A 24,714-nucleotide genomic window follows, 5' to 3' on the forward strand; every position below is an offset into this window, starting at 1 on the left:
ACGACCCGATTCACCGAACCACGAACCGCTGGACGCTCCCGCCAAACCGCACGACGCTTCCGCCGAGGTGAGCCGCCGATGATGCTCTCGCCAAAGGAGATGGAGCGACTCACCGTCTTCATGGCGGCCGAACTCGCGCGCCGACGGAGAGACCGCGGCGTGAAGCTAAACCACCCCGAGTCCGTCGCCTACATCTCCGACTGGGTCTGCGAGGCCGCGCGGGACGGCAAATCAGTCTCCCAAATTCGGGAGGAGGCGACGGGACTGCTCACCCGCGAGGACGTCATGGATGGCGTCCCCGAGATGATCGGGATGGTCCAGATCGAACCCGTCTTCCCCGACGGGACGAAGCTCGTGACCGTCCACGACCCCATTCGGGCAGACACCCGTGAACAGCTCGACGAACTGGACGACGGCCCAGACGCCGAATCCGTAGACAGCGGTTCGGCAGACGCCGCCGCAGCTGCATCCGGAACGCCAACGGAGGGCGAGTAGATGGGCTACCGAGACGTCGCGAAAGTCGGCATCGGCGGCCCCGTCGGCTCCGGGAAGACGGCACTGGTACGCCACCTCGTCCCCGAGTTGGTCGCTCGCGACTACGAGGTCGGCGTGATCGCAAACGACATCATGACCCAGGAAGACGCCGACGTCTTCCGCGAGTCGTTCGCCGATCTCATCCCCGCGGACCTCGTCTCCGGCGTCGAGACCGGTGCCTGCCCGCACACGGGCATTCGCGAGGATCCCTCGATGAACCTCGCAGAGATCGACGAGTTTACCGAGCGCCACCCGGAGCTCGATGTCGTCATCGTCGAGAGCGGTGGGGACAACCTCGCCGCGACGTTCAACCCCGAACTCGCAGACTACTTCCTGTTCGTAATCTCGGTCGCAGAGGGCGAGGATATCCCCAGAAAGCGCGGCCCCGGAGTCACGCAGGCCGACTTGCTGGTCGTCAACAAGACCGACCTCGCACCCTACGTCGACGCGGACCTCGACGTAATCGAGCGCGATACGGACGCCGTGCGAGGCGAGGATCCGTTCGTCTTCACCGACTGCAAGGCCGGCGAGGGGATCGACGACGTCTTAGAACACGTCGAGCGCGAGGTGCTGTTCGCGTGAGCGGAGCCGGCGCGACTCGCCACCCCACTGCCTCACGGACGCCGACCGTTCCGCCGGCGTTCGAGCGCTACGGCGACGAGGAACTCCCGCAGGCGCCCGCGTTCGGTCCCGGAAAGAACGGGCTGCTCGAGGCGACGTTCTCACGGGTCGCAGACGGCCCCACGCGGCTCGTCCGCGACCGCGTAGAAGTCCCCTACCATCTCACCGGGACGCTCGAGACCGATCCGGCGCCGGGGCTGACGACGCTGGTCGCCCAGGAACCGACCGGTGGCGTCGCCCAGGGCGACCGCCACCGGATGGATCTGGAGGCCCGAGAGGGGGCTCGGGCGCACGTGACGACCCAGAGCGCGACGAAGGTCCACAGCATGCGCGCGAACTACGCCCACCTCGACGCCAGGCTATGCGCTCACGAGGGAAGCTACCTGGAGTATCTCCCCGGCCCGACGATCGTCAACGCAGACGCACGTTGCTTGCAGACCGTCTCGGTCGACGTCGCGAGCGACGCGGTCGTCGTCGTCGCAGACGTGCTCGTTCCCGACGGACTCAGCGACCACGAGCCGTTCACGTTCGACCACTACCATGCCCGCGTCGAGGCAGAACACGAGGGGCGGCTGATCTGTGCGGACGCGGTCGATCTCCGGCCGGAGGAGCGCGATCCACGCGATCCCGCCAGCGTCGGCGCGTACGGCGTCGTCGGCTCGCTGTACGTCTTCGCGCCCGGCGATGGAAACACAGGTGGGGAAAACGGGTCTGAGCGCGCCGACACGCTCGTCGGGCGGATTCGCGACCGATTCGAGGAAAAGGCAGAGAGCGAACCGACGACCCACGCGGGCGTCTCTGCGCTACCCGCCGACTCGGGCGTCGTGGTGCGAATCCTCGGCCACCAGGCGGCGGCCGTAAGCCGCGCGGTTCGGGACGCGTGGGACGAGACGCGACGGGAACTACTGGGGGTCGGCGCACCAGCCGACCGGCGATACTGATGGAGCGCATCGACGGCGTTCTCGGAAACGTCCACGCCGACGACGATCTGGCGGCGCTGCGAGACGATCACGCTGCGGCGGGGACCCTCGAACGAGTAATTATCGACGCGGCCAACCGTCGCCGATCGCGATTTCGGGCGACGACCGACGCCGGAACCGACGTCGGCGTCGTCCTCGACCGGCCTGCGCTGTCGGTCGGCGACGTCCTCCAGTGTGCGGACGATCGGATGATCGTCGTCGCCTTCGAGCCCCGCGAGGCCCTCGCCATCACGCTTCCGGAGCCGACCGAGACAGCGCTCGATGCGGCGGTCGAACTCGGCCACCGAATCGGCAACCAGCACTGGGATCTGGCCGTCGAGGACGGGACGGTGTACGTCCCGCTCGCGGCCGACCGCCACATCGTCGAGCGCGTGGTTTCGGACGTCGTTCCGGGATCGCACGTCACAGAGACCACCGTCGAAGCCGACCTGTTCGTCACGGATCCCGGAGAGTTCACTCCGGACCACGATCACGGAGGCAGCTCAGAGGGCGACAGCCACGACCATAGTCCCAGCGAGCACAGCCACGATCACGGCGAGCACGACGAGCACAGCCATAGCCACGGCCACAACGAGCACAGCCATAGCCACGACTACGACCATACCCACGAGGACGCTGGCCGCGGCCACACTTACCACGACAAGTCCGACGCTGATTCCCACCATGACCACTGACTCCGACGCCTTCCTGGCTGCGCTCCGACTCTCGGACTCGTTTCTCCCGGTCGGGGGGTATACGGCTTCCTACGGGTTAGAGCAGTACCTGAACGAAGACGAGATCGAAACCGCCGACGATCTCGAGGCGCTCCTCGAAGCGTACCTTCGGCGCATCGTCGGCCCCTGTGAAACCGTCGCAGTCGCGAACGCGCACGCGGCGAGTGCGGCCGCCGATTTCGAGCGCGTTTGCGCCGTCGACGAGCGTCTCCACGCGGTGACGATGCCCCGCGAGTTCCGCGACAGCTCGACAAAAGCGGGTCGAAAGCTCGCCGAACTGCTCTTGGAGAACGACCGCGACCGGCATCCGGGCGCTGGGTCGAAGAGCGCCCAGTCGGATACAACGGGTTCAGAAATAGCCGACGCCGATCGTTTCAGGGGCAAATTCGTCGACGCGATCCGAACGGAGTCGACGCCCGGGAACTACCCAGTCGTCTTCGGCGTCGTGGCCCAGCGCCAGGGGATTTCGGTGCTCGAGGCCTGTCTCTCGCAGGCGTACTCGTTCGTCACTGGACTGTTAGGCGCCGCCCAGCGCCTCGGTCGGTTCGGCCACACCGAGATCCAGGACGTACTGGAGTCCCTTCGGCCCACGATCGCAGCGGTCTGCGAGCAGTACGTCGACGCCGACATCGATGCGATGGCGTCGTTCGCACCGCTGGCCGAGATCATGGGGATGCGCCACGAGCGCGCAGGGCGGCGGCTGTTTATGAGTTGAGACCGCCAGTCACTCGACCGGCGAGGAACACGACAGCAACACCCACGAACGTGACAGCAGTCGTGGCCGTTATTTTTTAGTGAATAAACGCCCATATTCGAACCATGGTGGACGAGCAGCCCACCGCCGACACGAACGATAGCGACGACAGTGGCATCGTCTCGCGAATCAAGCGTGTCTTCGGTCGCGACGGGTAAGCCACCCGTCAGTAGCCATTTTTATCGGCCGTGGTTTGCGGTCAGGAGGGTGTACTGACCGCGAATAGAGCGGGCAGTGATGAGAACGGAGTAGACGGCGACTGTCAACCCAGCGGGTTAAAATCGTCGACCGGCATCACCGAGTAGTCGACGGAGAGGACGTCCTTGGTGGCCCGAATCTTCCCGACGAACGTCGAGATGTCCTCGAGTTCCCCCTCTAAGACGAACAGCTCCATGCAGTAGTGATCGCCGACGTGACTGTGGAAGTTCGAGGCGACCAGGTCCTCGTGTTCGTGGCGAAGGTGCATCATCTGCTCTTCGACTGCCGTCGTCTCGTAGTCGAACAGAACGGTCACGATACCCATCAGCTCGCGCTCTTCGAGCCGCGTGTCTTCGAACTCTCCGAGGAGATTCCGGGAAGCCTCGCGAACGACCTCGCTGCGACCGGTGTAGCCGTGGTCCTCGGCGAACTGATCGAGACGTTCGAGGAGTTCATCCGGCATCGAAACGCTGACGACTGCCATATAATAATTCAATCCCGTTCGAGTATTAAGGCTTATCATCGACTGGGTCCCGCCTCGTCTCCCATCCGTGTGTCGACGACACATACTGACTGCTCACCAACAGCTATATACCCATCCCTGCTATTCCTCCGAGCAACCGGTGTACGACGTGGGCTCGTTTATTACCTCGAACCGACTGCGGTTCGCTGCTTCGCTTACTGGATTTGCGGTCGTCGGAGCGGCGCAGACGGCGACTGGTGGGGTTTTGGTCGTTCTCGTGACAACCCTGCTCGCAGTCACGGCAATCTACGGGGTCGCTCAGTATGCAACGCGGATCTCTCGACGACAGCTCGCGATCCGTTCGCTCGGCCTCTGGGTCGCTTTCCTCGCGATTGCGGCAGTCCACGCGGTCGGGATCGGCACCGTCATCGGAGCGTTGTCCGTTCCATCGTCGGTCGGACACCTGATCGTCTCCGGGCTCACGTGGGCGACGCTGCTGGGGGCCGGTTCGACGACAGCGTTTCTTGGGTTCCGTGAGTACGGTTCCCCGGCTAGCGTCGAGCGGACTGACGAGGCGGTGCTCGACGGAGACTCGATCCAGTGACTGAGTGAGTCAGTCGCCGTACCGAGACACTGCAGGCAGTATGTGTGATAATCGAGAGACCGGAGCCGAGACGCCAGAGACGGCGGTCAGTTATCGTCCTCGCGCCACTTGTACTCGCAGTCGGTGCAGATGAAAAAGCGCGTCTCGGACTCGTCTGCCGACCGAATCTGCTGGAGGTACCAGTAGGCGCGATCGTTTCCACACTCGGGACACCGAGTGTCGGTCTCCGGGAGTGAGGTCTCCTCGGAGGACTCGATGACCTCGGTGGCCTCCTGGTCTTCGGTCAACGTATACTGGGAGGCGTCGCCGCGCGGTTTCGTGGCGTCGCAGCTCCCACAGACCCACAGTCCGTCATCGGTTTTCATCATCGAGCCGCAGTCGTCGCAAAACTCCATGTGTCCGGGGTAGGCGCGCCGAGGGACTTAAGCGACCCGTTTATGCCTTCGGAAGGAAGCGCATCGAGAGAGGAAAACAGCTTATGCGTCGGCGAGGTCGGCGATCTCGGCTTCGGACAGCGGCCGATCGTAGACGCGGACGTCGGCGATCTGGCCCGGCAGCCAGTCACGCCAGCCGCCCTCCTCGTCCGGATTGCCACCGATGCCCAGTGGCTGTTCGCTCTCTTCGAACTCGTCGCCAGCCTCAACGGAGGCTTCCAGTTCGCCGTTGAGGTAGATCTCCGAGACCCCCTCGGAGGGTGCCTGCCGGTAGACCATGTGGCGCCATTCGCCGTCGTTCAGCGAGTCCTCGCCCCACGGACCTTCGTCCCACTCGTTGCCGTCGTAGGCGTCCATCCGGGCGGTCTGATTCTCGCCTTCTAGCCCACACCACATCGCCCCCTCCTTGGCGACGATGCAGTGCCACTCATCTGCCTCCTCAGAGACCTGTACCCACGCCGAGACGGTGAACTCCTCGAGATCGAGCGCGTTCTCGTCTTCGACGCGAATCAGTTGTTCGTCGTCTTCGTCGCCGCTAAACGCCGCTGCAACCTGGCCGGCCGGACTCTCGAGGCCGGTCTCGACGTCGCCGAAGATCTCGCCGTCGAGACCGTTCCCGCTTTGGTCGACGACCGTCCCGTCCTCGACGCTCTCCTCGTCGAACGTCCAGTGGCCGGCGAGTCCGTCGATCTCGTGGGAGACGTCGACACCCCACGTCTCGCCGAGCTGGTTTTCGAGTTCCTCGCGCTGGTCGGTTGGGAGTTCCCAGTCGTAGACCACCGCCTCGCCGATATCGCCGTGGAAGTACGGCGGAGCGTGGCCGTCGTTCGTGTCCTGGCCGATGCTGAACTGGTCGGACGGCGCGACCGGCGGGTTTGCCTCGACCTGATCTTCCAGCGTCAGTAGCTGCCCGTCGAGCCGGAGTTCGGGCTGGTCGGGGGCGTCCTCTGAGATGGTGAGCGTCGCAACGTGGAACTGATCCTCTTCAACCGCCGTATCCGACCAGTACCAGTTGACGCCGCCGTACAGGACGTGGAGGTAGCCCTCCGAATCGGGGCCGCTGCCGCCTTCGTTGTTGACAAAGATACCGTAGCCGTCGCCGTTGTCGTCGCTGCCGTTGTAGAGGAGAGTCTGGCGTTCGGCGGTGACGTCGTGGGTGTTGAACGCGACGGCCATCGTCACGCCCGCCGTCGACTCCGTCGGCACACCCTCGGAGTTGATGTACTCGCCCTCGCCGAAGTCGGTGTTGCCCTCGAATCGGACAGTGGCGTTGCCGTCTGCCCCATCGGCGTGGTAAGTGGGCTGGGCATCCTCGTCGTCCTGGGTCAGATCGAGGCCCTCGCCGGTGGCGTCGGCCCAGGCGGCGAGCGCGTCGCCGTCGTCGACGTCGAGCGCGTTCGCATCGTAGTGTCCGGCGACGCCGGACTCGAGGCCCGCCTCCCGGATCTCGATGCCGGCGATGTTGGTCCCCTGCCCTTCGACGCGAACCAGAAGCTCGTTGGCGTCGACGGCGGTCGTCGTCGTGTAGGTGATTGCGGTGTCGGGTCCGTACTCGGCGTAGGGATCGAGTCCCTCGACGATCGCCTCGCCGTTGACCAGCACGGTCAGATCCCGAGCGCCCTCCTCGTTGTCCCAGACCTCGGAAATGTGTGCCGTCACTTCGTAGACACCGTTTTCGATGGTGAAGTGGTAGTCTAACTCCGCTTCCCAGTGCTCCGTCCAGTAGAGTTCGTCGTGGTCGGTTCCCTCGATGTCGGGAGACGTGTCGTAGCCGCTGTCGGCAGTGAGCGGCCGGTTCTCGTCCATCGCGGCGTCAGAGGAGTTTGGACTCGGATCGATTGTGAGTGAATCGGGCCAGTACTGGTCGTCCGCGTCGAGTTCGGCGGATTGCTCCGCGCTGGGGGCGAACTCGAGGCCGTCGATCTCGACTGCGTCTTCGGTGTGGACACCACCACAGTCGAGTCCGAACGGGGCGGACATGGGTTCGGTGACGGTCACGTCCAGGGTGAGGGTCACGTCGGCCTCCTCGTCGAACACCGCGTAGCTGCCCTCGATCGTGAGTTCGTACTCGCCGTCGGCATCGTCGGACGTCGAAATCTCCCACTGGGCGTCCTGCTCGGCTCCACCCTCGAGCCCGTCGAGGGCGGTCCCGGACTCGTCTACAACCTCCCAGCCGTCCGGCAGCTCGATCTCGAACTGTCCGGAGTCGATCGCGACCGAATAGGGGTTTTCGATCGTCCCCGAGACGGTGTTCTCACCCGGGACGAACGTCAGTTCGTCGGTCTCGAACGAGAGCAACTGATCGGGATCGTCGTCGAGAACCGTCTCGACGGTCACCGTCTCTCCGGCGGCGTCGTCCTCGGTGGTGACCTCGTAGTCGTAGTCGCCCGGTTCGAAGTCCGCGGTGTCGATCGACGCGAACGAGACGGTCTCGTCGCTGCCGGCCGAGAGGGTGAGTTCGTCGCTGTCGTGTTCCTCGCCGTCGAACGTCAGCGCAACCGTCTGCGTCCCCTCTTGTTCGCCCGTGTTTTCGATCGCCGCGTTGACGTCGACAGACTCTCCCCGTGTAAGACTGGTCTGTCCCGGCGTCAGAGCGGTGATCTCGAACGCGGCGGGGTCTTCCTCGCCGTTCTCGTCGTCGTCACCGTTCCCGTCGTCGGCTGGTTCATCGTCGCCGTTCTCATCGTCGTCGCCGAGACAGCCGGCGAGTCCGGCGAAACCGGCGCCGCCGACGGCCTGTAGGACCCGACGTCGGTCGGCGCGGTGTGAACGATCCGTGCTTCGCTCTGATTCGTTTGCCATACCGATGGGTCTCAACAACGGTAAAAATCACTTTTCATTATGTATGTAACAGAATACACAAGCTGGTGGTCCCACACGTCGAAAATCCAACATATATAAAATATTCTCTAACTTTGATACTATGGCCCTGGTGCTCCCAATAGTGGGCTACGGTGGATATCGTCTCGAGCCGGCCACCAACACCGTGGTCCTACTCGTTTCGGGCAATCGTCAGATATCCCGTGTGGCCCACGGGCGCCGTCGACGGCCTAGAGCCGCGATCGTCGAAGTCCATCTCGCGCTGGATCGTCTCACGCGTCCGAATCTCAGAGAGGCCGACCTCCCGGGCGGTCCGGGCGACCTCGCGAGTCGACTCGACGAACGGGCTGTAGACAGCGAGGAACCCGCCCGCTACCAGCAGGTCGGGAGCGTCGGCGACGACCGTCGCCGCGTCGCCGGTGTCGAGGGTGAGGACGTCGAACGCCTCCTCTTCGGTGACCGAATCAAGTTCGTCGGTCAGGTCCCCCGTCCGAACGTCGACGTCGTCGGTGACGCCGGCCAGCGCCATGTTCTCCCGGGCGACGTCGGCGAACTCGGGATCACGTTCGTAGGTGACGACTGTCGCGCCCGCGCGGGCCATCGACGCCGCGAGGACGCCGGTTCCGGTGCCCGTGTCGAGCACGCGGTCGCCGACCGAGACGCCGGTCTCGCCGATCACCAGGCCGACGTCTCGGGGGACCATCGGCGCGCCGGTCCGCTCGAAGTGATGAAAGAGGTCCGGACCGCGAAGTCGTCGGACGCGAAAGGCGTTCTCCAGGTGTGTCTCGATCGTCTGGCCGGGTTCGACGTCCTCGGGGACCTCGAGGACGCCCAGATCGGTACCGAGCTCCTCGCCCGGGGCAACGAGGTACTCACGGTCGTCGCGAACGAGCAAGACGGGAACTGAGTCGCCCGTCACTCGAGTTGTGCGACTGCTGCGGCGAGGTCGCCGTCGTTCTCCTCTAGGGCCGCGCGAGCGTCGTCCTCACTCGCGCCGGTACGGGTCGCGACGAGTTCGACGTCGCCTTCGTCAACGCCGCCAGCAGCACCGTCGTCCGACGCGCTGTCGGCTGCGGAGCCGGCAGTACCAGCCTCGCGCTCCTCGGGCGAGCCGATGACCTGGTAGGTCTCCTGGCCACGGGCGTCCATCTTCGTGACCTCGGGGTCGGTAAAGACGAGGTCGTGCTCGCCGGTTCGGATAATGACCTCCTCGGCGTCGATGTCGTCGACGTCGATTCCCATCTGCTTCATCATCTGTTCCATCTTGCGCGGGTTGAGTCCGCCGCCACCTCCAAACATAGTCGAGACGTTACCACGCGCGGCAAAAAGGCTACCGCAACGGTACGACGCGACGGCGGGGTCGTCGATGTGGCGCAGTTCTCAGATCGGGTCGGTCCGCCCCTGAAGATCGCCCTGATAGACCACGCCGCGCTCGGCGTCGATCGTGACGACCGTCCCCGACTCGAGGTCGGTGAGGTCGGCCCCCGAAACCATCGGGATATCCAGTTCGCGTGCGACCAGCGCCGGATAGCTCGTCATACCGCGGCGTGCGTCGATGATACCGTTGATCCGGTCGACGTCGCCGTCGAACTCCGCGTCGAACTCGGAGCCGAGGACTAACACACTGCCAGCCGGTACCTCAGAGAGGTCTCCGTCCGTCACGTGGACGATCGGTCCCGAGGCCCGGCCTTCGACGACCACCCGTCCCGCCGCGATCGCATCGGCGGCGACGTGGACTTTCATCATGTTCGTCGTGCTCGCCCCCTCGAGGTCGGTCATCATGCCACAGAGGACGACGACCGTATCGCCACTGTCCGTGACGCCTGCGTCCATGGCGGCCTGAACGGCGTTCTCGACGACGGCGTCGGCTCCCTGATCGGAGACGTTAGCGTACAGCGGGATCACGCCCCATGAGAGTGATAAGCGCCGCCTGACCTCGTGACTCGGCGTCGAGGCGACGACCGGCACCGGCGGCCGGTATTTCGCCGTTTTGAGGGCAGTGTAGCCCGATTCCGTCGCTGCGACAACGGCATCGGCGCCGATGTCGCGGGCCATAAAGCGCGCCGAGCGCGCCAGCGCGTCGGTGCGGGCCTCACCAGCCGCAGGGACGCGCTGTTCGACCATCTCCGCGTACTCCCGAGAGTTCTCGACCTGCCGGACGATGCGATCCATCGTCTCGACAACCTCGACGGGGTAGTCCCCGACCGCAGTCTCGGCCGAGAGCATCACCGCATCCGTTCCGTCGATGACGGCGTTAGCGACGTCAGAGGCCTCCGCTCGTGTCGGCCGTCGGGCGTGGACCATCGAGTCGAGCATCTCCGTCGCGGTGATGACGGGTGTGCCGGCCTCGCGACACTCCCGAATAATCCGCTTTTGAATCATCGGGACGTCTTCCATCGGACACTCGACGCCCAGGTCGCCCCGGGCGACCATCACGCCGTAGGCAGCGTCGATGATCTCGTCTAAGTTCTCGACGGCACCGACGCGCTCGATCTTCGCGATGATCGGGATCTCCGCGCCGAACTCTTCGAGAACCTCGCTGACCTCGTAGACGTCCTCTGCGTCCCGGACGAAACTCGCCGCGACGAAGTCGACTCCTTTCTCGGCGGCCAGTTCGAGATCGGCTCGGTCCTTCCCAGTCACCATGTCGAGTCCCAGATCGACGCCGGGGACGTTGACGCCCTTTCGGCCGCCCAGTTCGCCACCGGCTTCGACGCGAACGTCGACCCCGTCCTCGTCGCACTCGAGAACGGTCGTCTCGATCAGGCCGTCGTCGAGTAAGATCCGATCACCCGGGCTGACGGCGTCGATAGTCAACGAGAGGCCGACCTCCGTGGGGGTTGCCTCCGCGCCCTCGACCAGTCGTACCGTCGACCCCTCCTCGAGCGTCACCGTCTCGCCGTCAGGAAGCGGCGCCGTCCGGATCTCTGGCCCCTTCATATCGAGCATGACGCCCACCGGACGGTCGTGGGTCTCGTCGACCCGTCGAACCCGATCCATCAGCTCGGCCCGCCCCGCCCTATCGCCGTGGCTCGCGTTAAGCCGCGCAACCGACATTCCAGCCTCCGCAAGCCTGGTGATCGTCTCCCGGCTACTGGTGGCCGGCCCAAGCGTACAGACGATTTTCGCGTTTCTCATACCGGGGGGTTGCCCGAGCATCCTCTAAAAGATAGGGACTTCTTCGCGTTCGTGTGTCGATGTCGCATTCGGGCGACGTTTCGTCCGGATCTCACGGCCGTGGGTTGCTGCTCGGATCGATATTGGCGGGATGTGTCAACAGATGCGTACTCCGGATCTGGGAGGTCGCGTTCTATCGAATCTTCTCGCCAACGGTGGCGTTGCCGTGGGTCGTCAGCAGGTCTGCCTCCTCGCCGGCCGCGAGGACCATCCCGTTCGACTCGACGCCGAACAGCTCGGCGGGCTCCATGTTCGCGAGCAGGATGCACTTTTCGCCGGGCAGCTCATCTAGGTCGTGGAGCTGCTTGATGCCGGCGACGACCTGGCGGGTCTCGAAGCCGATGTCAACCTCGAGTCGGGCGAGATCGTCGGCGCCGTCGATACCTTCTGCGACCTCGATCCGGCCCACGCGGATGTCGACGTTCTGGAACTCCTCGAAGCCGATTCGGTCCTCGAGTAGGGGTTCGAGGTCAGCTGGTTCTGCCATGTCCGTGGCTTCGTCCGCCTCGGCGTCGTCGCTTTCGGTTTCCTCGTCGGCGTCGTCGGCGTCGCCGTCTTCTTGGCCCGCGTCCTCCCCGTCAGCAGCAGCCGCGACGCGCTCTGCTAACTTCTCGTTTAATTCGTCGACGCGGTCGTCCTCGATCTTCTCGAAGAGTTCGCCCGGCTCGTCGAAGCGCCCCGGCGGCGCCGTCAGGGCGTCCTCGATGTGGGCGTCTGCGATCGCTCCCTCCTCGCCGATCTGCTCCCAGAGGGCCTGGGATTTGTCGGGTGTGATCGGAGACATGAGGACGGCGACGGCTTTCGCAATCTGGACGCAGTCGCGGATGACCTGGGCCGCTTCGTCGGGCGAGTCGTCGGTGAGCTTCCAGGGCTCGTTGCGCTGGATGTACTCGTTGCCGAACTGCGCGAGGCGAGTGGCGGCCTGGCCAATCCCCCGAAGGTCGTAGTCGTTGACCGCCTCTCGGACCTCGCCGATGGCGCCCTCGATTCGGTCTTCGACGTCCGCAGAGACCTCGACGTCTGGTGTCCCCTCGTAGTTTCGGTAGGCAAAGAGCAGTGAGCGGTACCAGAAGTTGCCGACGGTACCCACGAGCTCGCCGTTTACCTTCTCCTGGAAGGCGTCCCAGGAGAAGTCGACGTCCTGCTGGAGGCCCCCTGTCGTCGTCAGGTAGTACCGCAGCAGGTCGGGATGGAACCCCTCGTCGACGTACTCACGGGCCCAGATCGCGCGGTTGCGGCTCGTCGAGAGTCCCTTCCCGTTGATGGTGATGAAGCCGGTCGCCGCGATGGCTCGCGGAGCGTTGTAGCCAGCTCCCTCCAACATCGCGGGCCAGAAGATCGCGTGGTGCTGAATGATGTCGCGGCCGATAACGTGGACGATCTCCCCATCGTCCGTCCACACCCGTTCCCAGTCGTACTCGTCGCTGCCGACGCGATCGCTGTACTGCTTCGTGCTCCCGATGTACTCGATCGGCGCGTCGACCCAGACGTAGAGGACGAGGTCACTCTCGGCTTCTCCCTCGGCGGTGGGGTAATCGATCCCCCAGTCCATGTCACGGGTGATACACCAGTCCTGCAGGCCGTCTTCGATCCACTGACGGGGCTGGTTGCGCGCGTTCGAAGTTCCCTCGAGGTCGTCGAGGAACTCCGTGAGGTAGTCCGAAAATTCGGAGACCTGGAAGAACTTGTGAGAGCGCTCGCGGTACTCCGCGGGGTTGCCCGTGATCGAGCTGGTCGGGTCCTCGACGTCGCCAGGCTCTAAGTGGCGCTGACAGCCCTCGTCGCACTCGTCGCCACGAGCCTTCTCGCCGCAGTAGGGGCAGGTGCCGACGACGTACCGGTCCGGGAGGTACTGGTCTGCCTCGGGGTCGTAGGCGACCTGGATCTCCTTCTCGTAGATGTGGCCGGCCTCGTCTAAGGTGCGAACGATCTCTTTGGTCAGCTCGGTGTTGGTCTCGTCGTGGGTGTGCCCGTAGTTGTCGAACTCGACGTTGAACTGCGGGAACGTTTCCTCGTACTGCTCGTGCCACTCGAGGGCGAACGCCTCGGGGTCGACGCCCTGCTCTTCGGCGTTGACGGCGACGGGGGTGCCGTGCATGTCCGAGCCGCAGACGTAGGCGGTCTGCTGGCCGAGCGTCTCCAGGGCGCGCGAGAAGGCGTCCGCGCCGATATACCCGCGCAGGTGGCCGATGTGGAGGTCCCCGTTGGCGTAGGGCAACCCACACGTCACGACCGCGGGGCGGTCCGTCGGGAAGTCGTCGTGGCTCATACGCCAACCAAGTCGACGGCGGGCGTAAAACCCGCCGGTTTCGCCTCGTCGGCCGGCCCCACCGTGATCAGCTACCGTCGCCGTTCGCAGCCCTCTCGGCGTCCGACTCGTCGCCATTGACGCCGGGCTCGGAACGCGCGCCGCTCCGACTCGCGAACAACACGACGATGCCGATCACGACAGGTCCGAGAAATCCGGCCCAGAACGCCAGGCCGCCGGGCGGAAACACGACGACAGACAGCGCCGCGACGACCCACGCGAACCAGGCGACGGCCTCCCAGGGTCGCCCTCGATAGAGCTGCCAGGTCGACAGTGAGAGCAGAAAGCCGCCGAACACCGCCGCGGCCAGTGGCTGGCCGAGCCACGTCGACGCGAGCAGTATCGCGGCGATGCCGACGACCGCGACCGTGTCGAATCGCTCCATGTACCCGCATTGAACGGTTCGCACAAACGCGTATCGGTGTCGCTCGTCGGCGATCCATGGCGGCACAGACCCGGAGAATCAGTCGTCGCTCACGACCGGGACGCTGGCCCGACACTGCAATCGATCTAAGTCGGCGACAAACGCCTCGAGCATTGACCGGGTGACGTGGGGCATACAGACGATCCGCATCTCACCGCTTCCAGTCCGCGAGAGGCGCCACCCCTCGCGGCGCAACGCCTCGAACGTCGGTGCGGGGACGTCCGCGGCCACGAGCGGAAGCGTGGGCGTGACGACCTCGAAGCCCCGGGCTGCGAGCGCGTCGGCCAGCCAGTCGGCATTGCGCTGGGCGCGTCGGTACTGTCGGCGGTAGCCGTCGGGCCAGAGCGCCTCCATCGCGGCGACGGCGCTCGCGACGCCGGCACCGGAGCGCGTTCCGGTGAGCGTCACCTGGGCGGTCGACTCCAGGTACGGCGTCTGAATTGAGAGCGTCGAGAGAAGCTTCTCGCTGCGTGCCAATAGCCCGCCGGCGGGGACCGCGGCCCGCCCCATCTTGTGGGGATCGATCGCCATCGTGTCGACCGGGGCGTGTGCGAAGCTCCACTCGTGGTCGGTAAACGGGAGCACGAAGCCGCCCCAGGCGGCATCGACGTGGAGGAGGGCGTCGACCTCCCGGGCGATTTCGCCGAGTTCGGGGATCGGATCGACCCGGCCGTACTCGGTCGAACCCGCGACGCCGACGACCGCGGCGGTGTCGTCGTCGACGCAGCGCCGGACTCCCTCGAGGTCGACCCGGTGGTCTTCGTCGGTGGGCGCGATTCGTAGTTCGACCCCGAGGACGTTCGCCGCCTTTCGGAAGCTGAAGTGGCCTGACTCGGGGAGGACGACGTTTGGAGCGTGCGTCTCGGCTCGTTCGCGAGCGATTCGAACCGCCTGAATGTTCGCTTCGGTTCCGCCGCTTGCGACGTAGCCGGCGGGCTCCTCGAGGCCGACGATCTCGCCGAGGGCGGAGACGGCCTCCTCTTCGAGCGTGGCGACCGTCGGGTACGTACCCGGATCGCCGGGGTTGGTTGCGAGGAATCGTTCTGCCGCCTCGCGTGCGGCCGGGTGCGGCTCGGTACACATCGAGGACAGCACCCGGTCGAACGCCTGCGGCTCTCCCTGCATATCAGATGGCCACGGGCGTCATCGGCTTAGTGGTTGCGTTTGTCCGAGACGAGAGCGAGAGGCGACTGCACTGTCGTTTTGGCCGTCTACGCATCGCGTCAATAGGGCCAACAGCGACGAGTATCACATCGAGATGACACTCAGCCGCAGTGATTATATGAGTCGTCTGTGTGGAGGTTGTATGGAGCTTTCGAACGCGATCAAGTGGACAGTGATCAACCGAGTGGTGACGATTGGAGCGCTGCTAGCCGCGACTGGGATCGTCGTTCTCGGATTCGTCCTCGGCTTCTGGGGGTCGATCGAACTCCTGATCGACGATCCGCTGGATCCGGGGCCGGCGGTTGAGGAGGCGAATCCGATTATCACGCTGGTCGGTCTGGTCGCCGGATTCCTCGTCTGGCAGGTCGGAAAGACCTACGCGTTCTTCCGGACGCTTCCGCGGGCATCCGGCCGGCGAGCGGCCGCTGAGTTCGACCACGAACGCGTCAAAAGTGGGGTGCTCGACGGACTCGACGATCGACTCACCCAGATCGAGGAGGACCTCGCCGAGACCAAACGCAGCGTTCACGAGTTAAAACGCGCCGAGCACGCCGCCGCCTTCGACGAGGGAGACCTGCTGGCCGCCGGACGCGAAGACAGCGCGACCGCAGCCGACGAGTCGGGTCAGCCAGACGAACACACGGACTCGTTCACGTTCGGAGCGGAGGGAGAAGGCGACAGCGAAGGCGATAACGGAGTCCAGGAGGAAGCTAATGGCTCGTTCGAGTCCGGTGCCGACGACGATCCGTTTAGCTCAGCAGAGACAGTTCGACCAGTCGGCGACGAGTCCGCAGAGACCGGTGGGTCGTCGGTTGGGGATGACGACGCCTTCGATTCCGACGCGGATGAATCGGGCTCGAAAGCAGGGGATGATCCGTTTACGTCTGCCGAAGACGATCCCCTCGCGTCCAACGATGACGACGATCCGCTGGCCTGACCTCGAGGCCAGATAGCGCTCAGACCTCGATGATGTCGTCGTCCGGTGCTTCGGGGACGGAAAGCGTTCCGGTGAGCGACGTGACGCCGGTTCCACCGATCCTGACCGGGTCGTCGATCTGCACCCGGACGGTTCCGGGTCGGTCGACGTAGTGGCCCTGTTCGACGCGACACTCCTGTGGGAACGGATCGAATGCCTCGTACTGTTTTAGATAGGCGCCGACCGCACCGCTTGCCGTCCCCGTCACCGGGTCTTCGGGAACGCCGGCGCCGGGAACGAAGGTGCGACCGTGAAGCGTCGCGTCCCCTGCGAGTGTATCGAACGTAAAGAGGTAGATGCCGGCCGCGTCGACCGCCTCTGCGAGCGTCTCGATCGCCGCCAGATCCGGCTCGGCGCCGCCGACGTCAGAGAGGTAGGTGATCGGAACCAGCAGGAAGGGGAGTCCAGTCGACGCGACCGCGAGCGGCAGGTCCGCGCTCGGGCCGCGAAGCGCGGTTCTGTCGACGCCTAAGGACTCTGCCACGCGGTCGTAGTCAATGTCGACCTCACGGATCGTCGGCTCGTCCTGGCTCATCCAGACCGTCCCGTCTGGGTCGACCTCCACGTCGAGAACGCCGGCGTTCGTTTCTACGGTCGTCGTTCCGGCCACCTCTCCCGCTTCGTGGAGGTGGGCGAACGTACCGATCGTCGCGTGTCCGCAGCAATCGACCTCAGTAGTCGGCGTGAAGTACCGGAGCCGGCGGTCGGCGACGTCGCTCTCGCGGACGAACGCGGTCTCGCTGACCGCCAGTTCGCTCGCGATCGCCTGCATCTGGTCGGCCGAGAGACCGTCGGCGTCGGGGACGACCCCCGCTGGATTCCCGGCGAGCGGTTCGTCGGCGAACGCGTCGACCTGTCGGACGCGGATGGGCTGCATACGGTGTCGGTCGGCCGAGCGCGGTATCAATCCTCGGTCCGAAGCCGCGGTCGGGAGTGAACGCGACGGGTGCGCGCTCGTCACGTCCGCCAACCGGATCAGTCGTCGCTTGCGGCGCGATCGGCGGCGTCCGGTTCGTCGTCGAACGTCGGGATTTCCGCCGAGTCGTGGGTACCCACCGGCGGCAGGTTGACGTCGGCGGCAGGCGAGGCGTCGAGGTCAGTTTCGCCCGACAGCGTCCGCATCTCGCCGTCGTCGCTCGTCTCTCGTGCGTCCTGGTCGATCCGCATCGAACAGAACTCGACGCCACACATCGAGCAAAAGCGCGCTTCCTTGTAGTTGTCCCCGGGCAGCGTCTGGTCGTGGTACTCGCGGGCGCGCTCGGGATCGAGCGCGAGCGCGAACTGCTCGCGCCAGTCGAAGGCATAGCGTGCCTCAGAGAGGGCGTCGTCCCAGTCGCGGGCGCCGGGGAGGCCGTTGGCGACGTCGCCGGCGTGGGCTGCGATCCGGTAGGCTGCGAGGCCGTCACGGACGTCTGCTTCCTCGGGGAGCCCCAGGTGCTCTTTGGGGGTGACGTAACAGAGCATCGCCGCGCCCTCCTGGGCGGCGATGGCCGCGCCGATCGCGCTCGTGATGTGGTCGTAGCCGGGTGCGATGTCGGTCACGAGCGGCCCGAGGACGTAGAACGGCGCACCGTTGCAGACCTCGCGCTGGCGCTCGACGTTCTTGGCGATGCGGTCCATCGGGACGTGGCCCGGTCCCTCGACCATGACCTGGACGCCGCGGTCTTGGGCGATTCGGGTGAGCTCGCCTAACGTGTCGAGTTCGGCATACTGGGCCTCGTCGCAGGCGTCGGCCAGCGAGCCGGGCCGGAGACTGTCTCCGAGACTGAAGGTGACGTCTTGCTCGACGAAGATTTCGCAGATCTCGTCGTAGACCTGGAACAGGGGATTCTGCTCGCCGTGTGCTTCCATCCATTTTGCCATGATCGAGCCGCCGCGGGAGACGATTCCCGTCGTCCGGCCGTCGGTCAGGGGCAGGTGTTCGGCGAGGATGCCGGCGTGGATCGTCATGTAGTCGACGCCCTGCTCGGCTTGCTTCTCGATGACGTCGAGCAGCAGGTCGGTGGTGAGGTCCTCGGGACTGCCGGCCCGCTTGACGGCCTCGTAGAGGGGGACGGTGCCGATCGGTACCGGCGAGTGCTCGACGTTGGCCTCGCGGATCTCGTCCAAGTCGCTTCCCGTCCCGAGGTCCATCACCGTGTCGGCGCCGTGGTGGACCGCAGTGTGGAGCTTCCGCAGTTCGGTCTCGATATCGCTGGTCTCGGCACTGTTGCCGATGTTCGCGTTGACCTTCGTCGAGAACGCCTCGCCGATGATCATCGGGTCGAGCGTCCCGTGGTTGCGGTTGGCCGGGATAACGGCTGTTCCCTCGGCAACCTGCTCGCGAACGAACTCCGGGTCGCGGTTCTCTCGCTCGGCGACTCGCTCCATCTCGGACGTGACGACCCCGTCTCTGGCGGCCTGTCGCTGCGTTTGTGCCATCGATAACTAGATAATATTATCCAGTTATAAACCTGCCGTCACGCCGACGAAGTCACCTGACTTAAGACCGGCGCGTCCCTGTCTCTCGACAGGTGGCCACGAGCAATGTCCGATCTGCCGGAGGATTTCAAGTGTACCGTGACGAACTGGGAGTACATCTACGGGCTCTGCCGGGACGTCAGCGAGGACGTTCGCCGCGACGAGTTCGAGCCAGACGTCGTCGTCGCGCTGGCTCGCGGCGGCTGGTTCGCCGGGCGGTGTCTCTGTGACTTCCTCGGACTCGACGACCTGACCAGCCTGAAGATGGAGCACTACGTCGGCGCCGCCGAGAAAAGCAGCGAGCCACAGATTCGGTACCCGATGCCAGAGGGGACCGTCGAGGGAAAGAACGTCTTGATCATCGACGACATCGCCGACACCGGCGGCTCGATCGAGCGCGCCGAGGAGTACGTCACCGACCGCGGTGCCGACAGCGTCCGCACCGCGACCCTCCAGTTACTCGGCACCAGTGAGTTCGAGCCCGACTACGTCGGCGAGCGACTGTCGGAGTGGGCATGGGTCGTCTACCCCTGGAACTTCATCGAGGACATGATCGACCTGATCTCGGGCGTGATGGACGAAGCAGATCAGGAGACGTTTACCCTCGAGGACGTCAGACACTATCTCGACGCGTTCCACGAGATCGAGCGCATCGAGATGGAGATCGCCCAGCCAAATCGTATGCGCGAGGTCCTCACGGAGATGGAGCGCCGGGACGTCATCGAGATGACCGCGCCTGGCGAATGGCGCCTCGTCGAATAGCCCCGCGTTTTTTACGGCCGGCGGCGTCCGTCACTCACCGGAATGACGCGCTATCGCGCTCCATCTCGACTCCGCTCGCGACGCGCCCACCTCGCCGGAACCGGCGCACTCCTCGCGAGCGCCGTGCTCGCCGGCTGTGCCGACGCGGACGGTACTGACGACGCCGACTCGTCCGTCGATGACCCCGACAACGGAGGCGCTGGCGACGCCGAATCCGCCGACGGCGACGGCGGCACCGATGCCCAATCCGCCGACGGTGGAGACAATTCCGAATCGGACGACGCGGACGGCGCATCCGTCCACGACGAGTACGAAACCACCGACGTACGCGTGTTATCCGCTGAAGGCGACGAGTTGGGCTCCGTGACCGCGGCGATCGCCGACACGCCACACCTCCGTCGAACTGGCTTGAGCGAGACGCCGTCGCTGCCGGTAGATCGAGGAATGCTGTTCGTCTACGGCGAGTCCGGCCAGCGTACGTTCGTCATGCGCGAGATGGACTTCGGGATCGACATCGTCTACGCCGACGCGGACGGCACGATCACCGAGATCCACCACGCGCCCGAGCCGGAGCCCGACGAGGACGGCGCCGATCAGCGCTACCCTGGCACCGGTCAGTACGTCCTCGAAGTCGGCTACGAGTGGACTGCCGACCGCGATATCGAGGCGGGCGACGTACTCTCGTTCGAACTGTGAGCGTCAGTCCGCGATCGCTTCCTCGGCCTCTGCATCGACGCTCGGGCGCTGGACCCAGAGATCGCCGAACAGCTCGTCCTGCTCTAAGACGATCCGCCCGCGATGGGCCAGAAAGAGTAAGGCGAGGTAGGTCATCACCCGGGAGCCGCCGACCCCCTCAATTTCGGCGTACAGGACTTCCTCACGCCCGTTTCCGTACTGGGTTTCGAGCGCTGCCTCGACGTCGTCGATCACGACTTCGATATCTTCCTCGTGGGTCGTGTGAGTGACGTCGTCGGCCGTCGGCTCGTGGTCGATCCGTCGGTCGTCGTCGGCGTGGTAGGACAGCTCCTGCACGCCGCGATCGAACCCCGTCGGCGACCCACTCGTGTCATAGCTCCGGGACTCCTTCCACCAGGTTCCCCGTTCTGCCTCCCGAAGCTCCCGGACGAGTTCGTCTAAGGTCTCCGGCTTCCCACGGGCGTGCTTTCGCTCGAGCCGGCGGTCCATTTCGGCTTCCAGACTCTCGACGGGGTCGAAGCCGTCGTCTTCCGGCGGCGCCATCGCCCCGTCGTCGGCAAAGGGCGCCTCCCACGGCGGCAGCTCCTCCGCTTCGGGCTCGTCCGGGGCGAACAGCTCGTCGCTTTTCATCCGGAGGAGCACGCTCGCGTAGAATAGCGCCCGTCCCGACGTGCGCAAGTCGGCATCGTCTAACGCTTCGAGGAACTTGTCGGTGACTCGGACGACGTCGATGTCCCAGGGGTCGATCTCGCCGTCTTTGGCGAGCTGGACCAGCAACTCGACCGGCTCGACGTCGTCCTCCTCGGAGTCGTCGCTCCCCTCCGTCGCGTCGATGTCGTCCTCGTCGAACGAGAGGACCGAACCACCCTCCGCCGATGATCCGTCCCGATCCGACCCCGGATGTGAACGCGATTCGTGGCCGGCGATCTGCAGCGGGATATCGTCGTCCGATTCTTCGCCGTCTCGCGGGTTACTTCGTTCCCCGCTCGCTTTCTCCGAGGCGCTTCGCGCCTCGCGCTCCTCGCTAGTCACTAGCAGGCACCTCCGCCTCACCGCTCAAGTCGATCCCCGTCACGGCGCTTACGTTGTCCTGTTGCATCGTCACGCCGATCGCACGCTCGGAGCGATCGAGCATCGCCGTCCGGTGGGAGACGACGACGAACTGGGCGTCGCCGGCAAGCTCGTCGACCATCTCACCGACGCGCTCGGCGTTGACCGCGTCGAGGAAGGCGTCGATCTCGTCTAACGCGTAGAACGGCGCCGGGTTGTGCCGCTGGATCGCGAAAATAAAGGCGAGCGCGGTCAGGGATTTCTCGCCGCCAGACATCGCGTCCAGCCGCTGGATCGGCTTGTCGCCGGGCTGGGCCTTCATCGCCAGCCCGGCCTCGAAGGGGTCTTCTTCGTTCTCTAACTGGAGGGTGCCAGTTCCCTCCGAGAGCTGCTCGAAGATCTCGGTGAAGTGGGCGGCGATCGCCTCGTACGCCTCCATGAACGTCGCTTTCTTCTGGGTCTCGTACTGCTCGATCCGATCGCGGATGCCGTCTGCCTCCTCGACTAACGTGTCTCGGCCCTCCTCGAGCTGATCGAGGGCCGCTCGGACCTCGTCGTACTCGTCGATCGCGAGCATGTTCACCGGCTCTAACGCCTCCATGTCCGCCTCGAGCAGCTCGATCATCTGAGTGACGGTCTCGTGGTCGGGGACGTCTGCGGGATCGTATTCGCCGACCTCGGCCTCGAGGGACTCGATCTCCCACTCGAGGTCCGAGACGCGTTCGCGGGCGTTCTCGAGTTTGCTCTCGACGGCGTTCACACGATCCTGTTGCTGGTCACGGGCGCTCCGTGCTTCGGAGAGCTCCTCGCGAAGGTCGCCGCGGTCGTCTTTCAGTTCGGCGAGTTCTTCCTCGAGTTCCGCGACGGCCTCCCGGCGCTCTTCGAGGGACTCGCGCTTTTCGGCGATTTCATCTTCGCACTCCGCGATCCGCTCCTCGTGGTTGGCCTTGCGATTTTGGGCCTCCTCGACGTCGTCGTGGAGGTCCTCGATCGCGTCCTCGGCGTACTGCTTTTCGAGGCCGAGCTCGTTCAGTCGCCCGTCGAGTTCGTCGATTCGGGACTCGCGTTCGGCGATCTCCTCGTCGATACGCTCGATCTCGGCGGTCAGCTCGGGAATCTTCGAGTCGGCGAGTTCGGCCTCGAGCTCGTCGATCTCGGTTTCGATCGCCTCGATCTCGGCCTGGGTCGCCTCGATCGCCTCCGAGAGCTCGCCCATGCGCTCGTCGACCGACTCACGCTCCTCGCGGAGCTCCTCGAGTTCCGCTTCCAGCGATTCGATCTCGGCGTCGGTCTGCTCGCGCCGATCGTCTATGCCCTCGATCTCGCTTTCGATCGACCGCACTTCGTCGGCCGCATCGGTCCGACGGTCGCGGGCGTCCTCGAGCCGGTCCTCGACCCCGCGAAGCTCCTCGCGAAGCTCCTCGCGCTCGTCTTGCAGGTCGGTGATCCGCTTCGCCACACGCTCGAGTTGTCCCTCGCCGCCGCCCGAGAAGGAGTACCGCGATCCCTTCCGGGAGCCCCCGGTCATCGCGCCCGACTTCTCGACAAGGTCGCCGTCGAGGGTGACCATCCGGTAGTCGCCCATGTACGCCCGGGCAGTCTCGATGTCCTCGACGACCAGCGTGTCCCCGAGCACGTACGAGAAGATCCCGGCGTACTCCTGGTCGAACTCGACGAGATCGTAGGCGAAACCGACGACGCCCGGATCCGAGGGCGCCGAGGGCAGGCCCCGCTCGCGCATCTTCGTGATCGGGAGGAAGGTCGCTCGGCCAGCGTTTCGCGACTTCAGGTACTCGATGCACTGTTGGCCGACCACGTCGTCGTCGACGACGACGTTGGCGAGCCGACCGCCGGCGGCGGTCTCGCAAGCCGTCGCGTACTCGCCGGGGACACTGCCCAGCTGGGCGACCGCGCCGTGAACCTTGTCGATCCCCGAGTTGAGGATCGTCGTCACCGCCCGACCGAACGAAGAGTCGCCGCTCTCGCCCGCATTGGCCTCGAGTTCGGCGTACTCCTGTTGTTTCGCCTGGATCTCGTCGTCGACCTCGTCCAGATCGCTCTGTAATCGGCGTTTCTCGGCTTTCAGGTCGTCGACGACAGCGGCGATATTCTCGCGGTTCGTCTCGGCCTTCTCGAGTTCGCGCTCTAAGTCGGCGCGCTCGTCGTCGAGCTCCGGGAGCGTCTCCCGTTTTGCTTCGATCGTCGCCTCGGTCTCTTCGATCGCGTTCGAGCGCCGGCGCGCTTCGTCTAACAGTCGGTCTTGCTCGCGCTGGTGGTCGTTCTTCTCGGTTTTGGCCTCCTCCAGAGCGGCCTTCCGATCCTGGAGTTCGGCTTTGACCTCGTCGTACTCGGTGTCGACCGACTCGATCTCCTCCTGGACGGCCTCGCGCTCGGCCTCGCGCTCCTGTATCTCGGCTTTGATCGAGGCCTTCTCGAGTTTCGCCTCGCGAATCTCGTCGTCGAGTTCGCCGACGCGCTCTTGCTTGCGATCTAGCTGGACGAACGCTTCGCGGCGATCCGCCTCGGCGGCCTCGATCTGCTCTTCGCTGGCCTCGATCCGGTCTTCGAGCCGTGAGATCTCGCCTTTGATCGACTCGATCTCACTTTTGATCTCGAGCTGCTCGTCCTCGCCCTTGCGCTCGATTTCGGCGTTTAGGTCCTCTAGGTCCTCCTCGAGTCTGACGACCCGCCCCTGTCGCTCGTCGAGTTCGCGCTGGCGCTCCTCGAGTTCGTCGGCCAGCTCGTCGACCGCCTCCGCGGCCTGCTCGCGCGCCTCGCGTTTCTCTTCTAACTCGCTTGCCTTCCGGTAGCCCTCGTACTCGTCCTTTTCGCGGCGGAGCCGTCGGTACCGCATCGCAGTCCGGCGCTCGTCGGCAAGTTGCTCGAGCCGGTCGCGCTTCTCGCCGATGCGCAGTTCGGCCTCGTCGATGCGCTCTTGGACGACCTCCAACTCCTCGAAGGCGTCTTCCTTCTTCGCGTCGAACTCGGCGACGCCGGCGATCTCGTCGATGATCTCACGACGCCGGTAGGGCGTCGTGTTGATGATTTCGGTGACGTCACCTTGCATGACGACGTTGTACCCCTCTGGCGTGACACCGGCCTGAGCCAGCAGATCCTGGATATCAGAGAGGTTCACCGAGCGGTCGTTCAGGTAGTAGTAGGAGTAGTAGTTGTCGTCGGTCTCCTTGATGCGCCGGCGGATCCGAATTTCGTCGACGTCGCCGACGTCCTCGCTGCCGGCGGCGTTGACGACCTGCGAGCGAGTGAGCGTCCCGTCAGCGTTGTCGAGGACGACTTCGACGCTGGCCTCGCGGGTGCCGCCGCTTCGCTCGCCGTCCTCGTGGCCGGGGTTGTAGATGAGATCCGGGAGCTTCTCCGCCCGAATACCCCGTGTCCTGGCGAGACCGAGCGCGAAGAGCACGGCGTCGATAATGTTCGACTTCCCGGAGCCGTTTGGACCCGTGATAACGGTGAAATCCTCGTAGAAGGGGATCCTGGTCGGTCGGCCGAAACTCTTGAAGCCGTCCAGTACGAGCGCCTTGATATACATCGTCTTCTCGGGACCTCCGTGTTCGG

Annotated in this window: 22 protein-coding genes; 9 read left to right on the forward strand and 13 right to left on the reverse strand. The window is 65.1% G+C overall.

Annotated features, from left to right (window positions below; all coding sequences use genetic code 11):
- The first annotated feature begins 78 nt into the window (after positions 1 to 78).
- Genes OB905_12765 through OB905_12785 form a run of 5 tightly spaced genes read left to right on the forward strand, consistent with a single transcriptional unit; the run spans position 79 to position 3,563 of the window.
- Positions 79 to 495: an urease subunit gamma gene (locus tag OB905_12765; GenBank protein ID MCU4926839.1), complete on the forward strand. Its 417-nt coding sequence runs from the start codon at positions 79 to 81 to the stop codon at positions 493 to 495.
- Positions 496 to 1,116 carry an urease accessory protein UreG gene (gene ureG / locus OB905_12770; GenBank protein MCU4926840.1) on the forward strand — a complete coding sequence of 207 codons (621 nt, stop codon included), beginning with the start codon at positions 496 to 498 and terminating at the stop codon, positions 1,114 to 1,116.
- On the forward strand, positions 1,113 to 2,096 hold the full coding sequence (locus OB905_12775) for an urease accessory protein UreD (GenBank protein MCU4926841.1): 984 nt from the start codon (positions 1,113 to 1,115) through the stop codon (positions 2,094 to 2,096). Before ureG ends, OB905_12775 begins: the two co-directional genes overlap by 4 nt.
- Positions 2,096 to 2,809 carry an urease accessory protein UreE gene (ureE, locus tag OB905_12780; protein ID MCU4926842.1) on the forward strand — a complete coding sequence of 238 codons (714 nt, stop codon included), beginning with the start codon at positions 2,096 to 2,098 and terminating at the stop codon, positions 2,807 to 2,809. The genes OB905_12775 and ureE overlap by 1 nt, the downstream gene beginning before the upstream one ends.
- Positions 2,799 to 3,563: an urease accessory protein UreF gene (locus OB905_12785; protein ID MCU4926843.1), complete on the forward strand. Its 765-nt coding sequence runs from the start codon at positions 2,799 to 2,801 to the stop codon at positions 3,561 to 3,563. Before ureE ends, OB905_12785 begins: the two co-directional genes overlap by 11 nt.
- 301 nt (positions 3,564 to 3,864) lie before the next feature.
- On the opposite strand, the gene nikR is transcribed toward OB905_12785, so the two are convergent.
- A complete protein-coding gene (nikR, locus tag OB905_12790) occupies positions 3,865 to 4,284 on the reverse strand; it encodes a nickel-responsive transcriptional regulator NikR (GenBank protein MCU4926844.1) in 420 nt (139 codons plus the stop codon).
- Between the two features lie 139 nt (positions 4,285 to 4,423).
- Here nikR and OB905_12795 point away from each other — a divergent pair, with 139 nt between their 5' ends.
- Positions 4,424 to 4,867, forward strand: coding sequence for a hypothetical protein (locus tag OB905_12795; GenBank protein MCU4926845.1), 444 nt, complete (start codon positions 4,424 to 4,426; stop codon positions 4,865 to 4,867).
- Between the two features lie 86 nt (positions 4,868 to 4,953).
- On the opposite strand, the gene OB905_12800 is transcribed toward OB905_12795, so the two are convergent.
- From OB905_12800 to mfnA, 8 genes are all read right to left on the reverse strand, one after another.
- Positions 4,954 to 5,262, reverse strand: coding sequence for a transcription factor S (locus tag OB905_12800; GenBank protein MCU4926846.1), 309 nt, complete (start codon positions 5,260 to 5,262; stop codon positions 4,954 to 4,956).
- 81 nt (positions 5,263 to 5,343) lie between these two features.
- Positions 5,344 to 8,103, reverse strand: a complete 2,760-nt coding sequence (locus OB905_12805; protein ID MCU4926847.1) for a malectin domain-containing carbohydrate-binding protein — start codon at positions 8,101 to 8,103, stop codon at positions 5,344 to 5,346.
- Positions 8,104 to 8,293: 190 nt separating this feature from the next.
- Entirely contained in the window at positions 8,294 to 9,040 is a 747-nt protein-coding gene (locus OB905_12810; GenBank protein ID MCU4926848.1) for a methyltransferase domain-containing protein, read from the reverse strand.
- Positions 9,037 to 9,420: a nascent polypeptide-associated complex protein gene (locus OB905_12815; protein ID MCU4926849.1), complete on the reverse strand. Its 384-nt coding sequence runs from the start codon at positions 9,418 to 9,420 to the stop codon at positions 9,037 to 9,039. The genes OB905_12810 and OB905_12815 overlap by 4 nt, the downstream gene beginning before the upstream one ends.
- Positions 9,421 to 9,501: 81 nt before the next feature.
- Positions 9,502 to 11,259, reverse strand: coding sequence for a pyruvate kinase (pyk, locus tag OB905_12820; protein ID MCU4926850.1), 1,758 nt, complete (start codon positions 11,257 to 11,259; stop codon positions 9,502 to 9,504).
- A 172-nt stretch (positions 11,260 to 11,431) separates the two neighbouring features.
- Complete coding sequence (gene metG, locus OB905_12825; GenBank protein ID MCU4926851.1) at positions 11,432 to 13,567, reverse strand: methionine--tRNA ligase; 2,136 nt, start codon at positions 13,565 to 13,567, stop codon at positions 11,432 to 11,434.
- Positions 13,568 to 13,634: 67 nt separating this feature from the next.
- On the reverse strand, positions 13,635 to 13,991 hold the full coding sequence (locus tag OB905_12830; GenBank protein MCU4926852.1) for a hypothetical protein: 357 nt from the start codon (positions 13,989 to 13,991) through the stop codon (positions 13,635 to 13,637).
- Positions 13,992 to 14,069: 78 nt separating this feature from the next.
- Positions 14,070 to 15,155 (reverse strand): tyrosine decarboxylase MfnA, encoded by a 1,086-nt coding sequence (mfnA, locus tag OB905_12835; GenBank protein MCU4926853.1) that lies wholly within the window; start codon positions 15,153 to 15,155, stop codon positions 14,070 to 14,072.
- A 181-nt stretch (positions 15,156 to 15,336) separates the two neighbouring features.
- Between mfnA and OB905_12840 the strand changes: the two genes are divergently transcribed.
- Positions 15,337 to 16,131, forward strand: a complete 795-nt coding sequence (locus OB905_12840) for a hypothetical protein (protein ID MCU4926854.1) — start codon at positions 15,337 to 15,339, stop codon at positions 16,129 to 16,131.
- Between the two features lie 19 nt (positions 16,132 to 16,150).
- Here OB905_12840 and OB905_12845 read toward each other — a convergent pair whose 3' ends face one another.
- Positions 16,151 to 17,047, reverse strand: a complete 897-nt coding sequence (locus OB905_12845; GenBank protein MCU4926855.1) for a PhzF family phenazine biosynthesis protein — start codon at positions 17,045 to 17,047, stop codon at positions 16,151 to 16,153.
- Positions 17,048 to 17,145: 98 nt separating this feature from the next.
- Complete coding sequence (thiC, locus tag OB905_12850; GenBank protein MCU4926856.1) at positions 17,146 to 18,591, reverse strand: phosphomethylpyrimidine synthase ThiC; 1,446 nt, start codon at positions 18,589 to 18,591, stop codon at positions 17,146 to 17,148.
- A gap of 105 nt (positions 18,592 to 18,696) precedes the next feature.
- Here thiC and OB905_12855 point away from each other — a divergent pair, with 105 nt between their 5' ends.
- Together OB905_12855 and OB905_12860 are read left to right on the forward strand one after the other, a co-directional pair.
- Positions 18,697 to 19,392 (forward strand): phosphoribosyltransferase, encoded by a 696-nt coding sequence (locus OB905_12855; GenBank protein MCU4926857.1) that lies wholly within the window; start codon positions 18,697 to 18,699, stop codon positions 19,390 to 19,392.
- Between the two features lie 42 nt (positions 19,393 to 19,434).
- Positions 19,435 to 20,088 (forward strand): DUF192 domain-containing protein, encoded by a 654-nt coding sequence (locus OB905_12860; GenBank protein ID MCU4926858.1) that lies wholly within the window; start codon positions 19,435 to 19,437, stop codon positions 20,086 to 20,088.
- 3 nt (positions 20,089 to 20,091) lie between these two features.
- Here the strand turns inward: OB905_12860 and OB905_12865 are convergent, their stop codons facing one another.
- Both OB905_12865 and smc read right to left on the reverse strand, forming a co-directional pair.
- A complete protein-coding gene (locus OB905_12865) occupies positions 20,092 to 21,120 on the reverse strand; it encodes a segregation/condensation protein A (GenBank protein MCU4926859.1) in 1,029 nt (342 codons plus the stop codon).
- Positions 21,113 to 24,688 (reverse strand): chromosome segregation protein SMC, encoded by a 3,576-nt coding sequence (gene smc / locus OB905_12870; protein ID MCU4926860.1) that lies wholly within the window; start codon positions 24,686 to 24,688, stop codon positions 21,113 to 21,115. The genes OB905_12865 and smc overlap by 8 nt, the downstream gene beginning before the upstream one ends.
- Positions 24,689 to 24,714: the final 26 nt, after the last annotated feature.

It is taken from the genome of Halobacteria archaeon AArc-dxtr1 (assembly GCA_025517425.1).
Lineage (GTDB): Archaea > Halobacteriota > Halobacteria > Halobacteriales > Natrialbaceae > Halostagnicola.